This is a genomic window from Hyphomicrobiales bacterium (assembly GCA_030688605.1).
Classification (GTDB): Bacteria; Pseudomonadota; Alphaproteobacteria; order Rhizobiales; family NORP267; genus JAUYJB01.
Map to the genome: position 1 here is coordinate 1 of JAUYJB010000101.1, position 3,372 is coordinate 3,372.

Below are 3,372 nucleotides of genomic sequence, written 5' to 3' on the forward strand. Positions count from 1 at the left end.
CATGGAGGCAAAGGCCGTGATGTTGTTCTCGCTATCGATGGTGAAAGTTCGCATTGTTTCGTCTCCTTTTTTTAGTGAGTCATGCCGGCGAGTTTCCCGTCGGCGGCGGTGGTGAGGTTTTTGTAGTACCCGCTTCGAAGGCGCACCCAGCCCGCGCTGGACTTGACCTCGTAGCGGACGGCAATGTTGCTGAGTTTCAGGCGATAGGTCCGCACTTCCCTTGGACAACCTTCCGGCATGCAGGTTGTCCGTTGGAAATGACCGTAGCGATCTTCGGCCCATCCGTGTGCTTTCGCCCAGGCAATCAGTTCGTCTTTGGTCATCGGTCACCTCCCTGCGCTTCAGCGCGGGTCTATAGATCGCTTCACTCAAAACCGATAGCAAGCGAATTCTTCCGATTTTTTGCGGACCCGAAGGATTAGCGAATGCCCTACACACCCGAACAATTACAGGCGCTCCGTGACGCCCTCGCCAACGGTGTGCGCCGTGTCCGTTTCGGGGACCGCGAGGTGGAGTACCGAACTGTGGAGGAATTAAAGGCGGCTATTGCCGCCGCGGAAGCGGAATTGGCAAAGACAAGCGGTGCACCGATCACCCGCCAGATTCGGGTCTCGACGGAGAAAGGCTTCTGAAACCGTGGGCTTCTGGAGACAGTTGCAGGCCTCCGCATTTCGGCGGCTGAAAGCGGCGTCGGATTACGAGGCGGCGGCCGCAACGCGCCGCACCACAGGTTGGACGCCGGCAACTAGCGACATCAACACGCTGGTCTTCCGCAGTGCAGACACTTTGCGGTCGCGCTCGCGCGACATGGTACGCCGCAATCCCTGGGCGACTAATGCGCTCGACGCGTTTATTGGGAACTGCATCGGCACGGGGATTAAGCCGCAATCACAGCACCCGGATGCAGAGGTCAAGGAGCAGATCCAGACGCTGTGGTTGCGGTGGACCGACGAGGCGGATGCCGCGGGGCTTACCGACTTTTACGGGCTGCAGGCAATCGCCTGCCGTTCGGTAATGGAGGCGGGCGAGTGCTTCATTCGATTGCGGCCGCGGCTGCCGAAAGACGGGCTGTCCGTACCCTTGCAGCTACAACTGCTCGAGGCAGAGCACCTGCCGACGAACGAAACGCGGAAGCTTGAGAATGGCAACTACATTCGGGCTGGAATCGAGTTCAACGGCATCGGAAAGCGAGTCGCCTATCACCTGTATCGGCAGCATCCAGGTGACACGAGCAACCCGATGGCTTCGACGGAACTCGTCCGGGTAGCAGCGGATTCAGTCCTGCATTTGTTTCGTCCGATCCGGCCAGGACAACTTCGTGGCCAGCCCTGGCTAACACAAGTCCTTATCAAGCTCTACGAACTCGATCAGTACGACGACGCAGAACTGGTCCGGAAGAAGACGGCGGCGATGTTCGCCGGCTTTGTCACGAAGAATTCCCCCGAGGACCGGCTCCTCGGCGAACAAACTCCCGACTCAAGTGGAACATCTCTGGCAGGGCTTGAGCCAGGCACGCTCCAAGTGCTGCTGCCTGGCGAAGATGTGAAGTTTTCCACGCCCGCCGATGTAGGAGCAACTTATGAAACTTTCATGCGGGTGCAGCTCCGCAGCATCGCAGCCGGCATGGGGATCACCTACGAGCAACTCACCGGCGACCTGACCGGCGTGAACTACTCCTCAATCCGGGCCGGCCTGCTGGAGTTCCGGAGGCGATGCGAGCAGTTCCAACACCAAGTGATCGTCTTTCAGATGTGCCGCCCGATCTGGCAGCGGTGGATTGAGGCAGCGCTACTGGCGGGCGCGTTGCGCGCAACAGCAGATACCGCAGTCTACTTCGACGTGAAGTGGATTTCGCCGGGCTTTGCTTGGGTCGATCCACTCAAGGACACCAAGGCGCAGATTATGGCGGTGCGTGCTGGCTTCAAGAGCCGCGCTGAAGTGGTTTCCGAACAGGGTTACGACGCTGAAGTCATCGACCGGGAGATCGCCGCGGACAACAAGCGGGCCGATTCACTCGGCCTGGAATACGACACCGACCCAAGAAAGGAAACGAATGCAGCCTCTACCGCATCTGGCAACGCGGATCTTTGATACGCCTCTTCTGATCGCCCCGCAGAAGCTCGAGGTTATTCTAGGCGTGCTAGCTCCCCGGCTGGGACTTGATGCCTCACCGACCGCCGCTGTGGTCACAGCTTCGGACCGTGGCCAGCGTAAGTCCTACGAAGTGACCCCGGACGGCATTGCCATTGTTCCTGTCGAAGGAACGCTGGTTCACAAGTCTTACGGGATTGATGCACTCTCCGGTCTCCGCTCGTACACCGACATTCAGGCCGAGATCGAAGACGCCGCAACCGATCCCGCAATCAAGGCCATTCTGCTCGACGTCGATTCGCCAGGCGGGGAACTGGCCGGAGCATTCGACGCTGCCGACACCATTTTCGCTGCGCGAGTGGCCAAGCCGCTGTTCGCCGTGGCCAACAACGATGCCTTCAGCGCCGCATATTTACTCGCCTCGGGAGCGGAGCGCGTCTACGTCAGCCGAACCTCCGGCGTGGGCAGCATCGGCGTGATCGTTAGCCATCTCGATGTGAGCGGCAATGACGAGAAGATGGGCTACAAGTACACGATCATCTACGCCGGATCTCATAAGGCCGACCTTCAACCCCACGCGCCTCTGAGCGAAGAAGCCCGCGCTGTCCTCGAAGCGGAAGTCGCGCGGACCTACCAGTTGCTTGTGAGTTCCGTCGCCCGGAACCGAGGAACGCCGGAATCTTTCATCCGAGATACCGAGGCTGCGCTTTATTTCGGTAGCGATGCCGTGAATCTCAAACTGGCTGACCGCATGGGCACGCGACAGGATGCGCTGGTAGATCTGCGCACCGTAATTGCTAATCGCAACACCAACCGGGCAGCTCTGGCTGCCAATACTCAACTGAAAGGAGAACAACCAATGGCTGAACAAGTCATTGAGCAAAAAGCGCCTGAAGTTCCATCGGATCTCGAAGCCCTCAAAGCCGAAGCCCGCAAGCTCGGCTACGCCGAGGCCAGGGAGATCGTTGAACTCTGCACGCTGGCCGGTATGCCCGCTAAGGCTGCGGCTTTGCTCGCCCGCAAAGCAACTCCCGACGAGGCTCGCCAGTCCCTGATGGAAGCCCAGGTTGCGGAGAACGGAGCCGAGATCCGCTCTCACGTGATGCCCGACACGGGCATCGGCACAAAACCCTCGCTTGAAAACAATCCTGTGATTAAAGCCGTCGAACGCCTGGCGGCGAAAGGAGTCAACTAAATGACCGTCAAAACTCAACCGAAGTACCTGGGAGATGTCTTGAAATATGAGGGCCCCAACCTCTTCTCCCGCGATCTGGCCACCTT

The 3,372-nt window shown here is 59.2% G+C and carries 4 protein-coding genes; 3 read left to right on the plus strand and 1 reads right to left on the minus strand.

The genetic code is table 11. The annotated features are described in order from the left end of the window. Positions 1 to 71: 71 nt before the first annotated feature. Positions 72 to 323: a hypothetical protein gene (locus Q8P46_11075; GenBank protein ID MDP2620696.1), complete on the minus strand. Its 252-nt coding sequence runs from the start codon at positions 321 to 323 to the stop codon at positions 72 to 74. Positions 324 to 425: 102 nt separating this feature from the next. Between Q8P46_11075 and Q8P46_11080 the strand changes: the two genes are divergently transcribed. Genes Q8P46_11080 through Q8P46_11090 form a run of 3 tightly spaced genes read left to right on the plus strand, consistent with a single transcriptional unit; the run spans position 426 to position 3,286 of the window. Further along, positions 426 to 632 carry a hypothetical protein gene (locus Q8P46_11080; protein MDP2620697.1) on the plus strand — a complete coding sequence of 69 codons (207 nt, stop codon included), beginning with the start codon at positions 426 to 428 and terminating at the stop codon, positions 630 to 632. A 4-nt stretch (positions 633 to 636) separates the two neighbouring features. Continuing rightward, positions 637 to 2,091: a phage portal protein gene (locus tag Q8P46_11085; GenBank protein ID MDP2620698.1), complete on the plus strand. Its 1,455-nt coding sequence runs from the start codon at positions 637 to 639 to the stop codon at positions 2,089 to 2,091. Further along, positions 2,054 to 3,286 carry a S49 family peptidase gene (locus Q8P46_11090; GenBank protein ID MDP2620699.1) on the plus strand — a complete coding sequence of 411 codons (1,233 nt, stop codon included), beginning with the start codon at positions 2,054 to 2,056 and terminating at the stop codon, positions 3,284 to 3,286. The genes Q8P46_11085 and Q8P46_11090 overlap by 38 nt, the downstream gene beginning before the upstream one ends. Positions 3,287 to 3,372 lie beyond the last annotated feature (86 nt).

Coding starts and splice junctions, on each gene's coding strand:
- Q8P46_11075 (MDP2620696.1), bottom strand. CDS start 323: ATGACCAAAGACGAACTGATTGCCTGGGCGAAAGCACACGGATGGGCC.
- Q8P46_11080 (MDP2620697.1), top strand. CDS start 426: ATGCCCTACACACCCGAACAATTACAGGCGCTCCGTGACGCCCTCGCC.
- Q8P46_11090 (MDP2620699.1), top strand. CDS start 2,054: ATGCAGCCTCTACCGCATCTGGCAACGCGGATCTTTGATACGCCTCTT.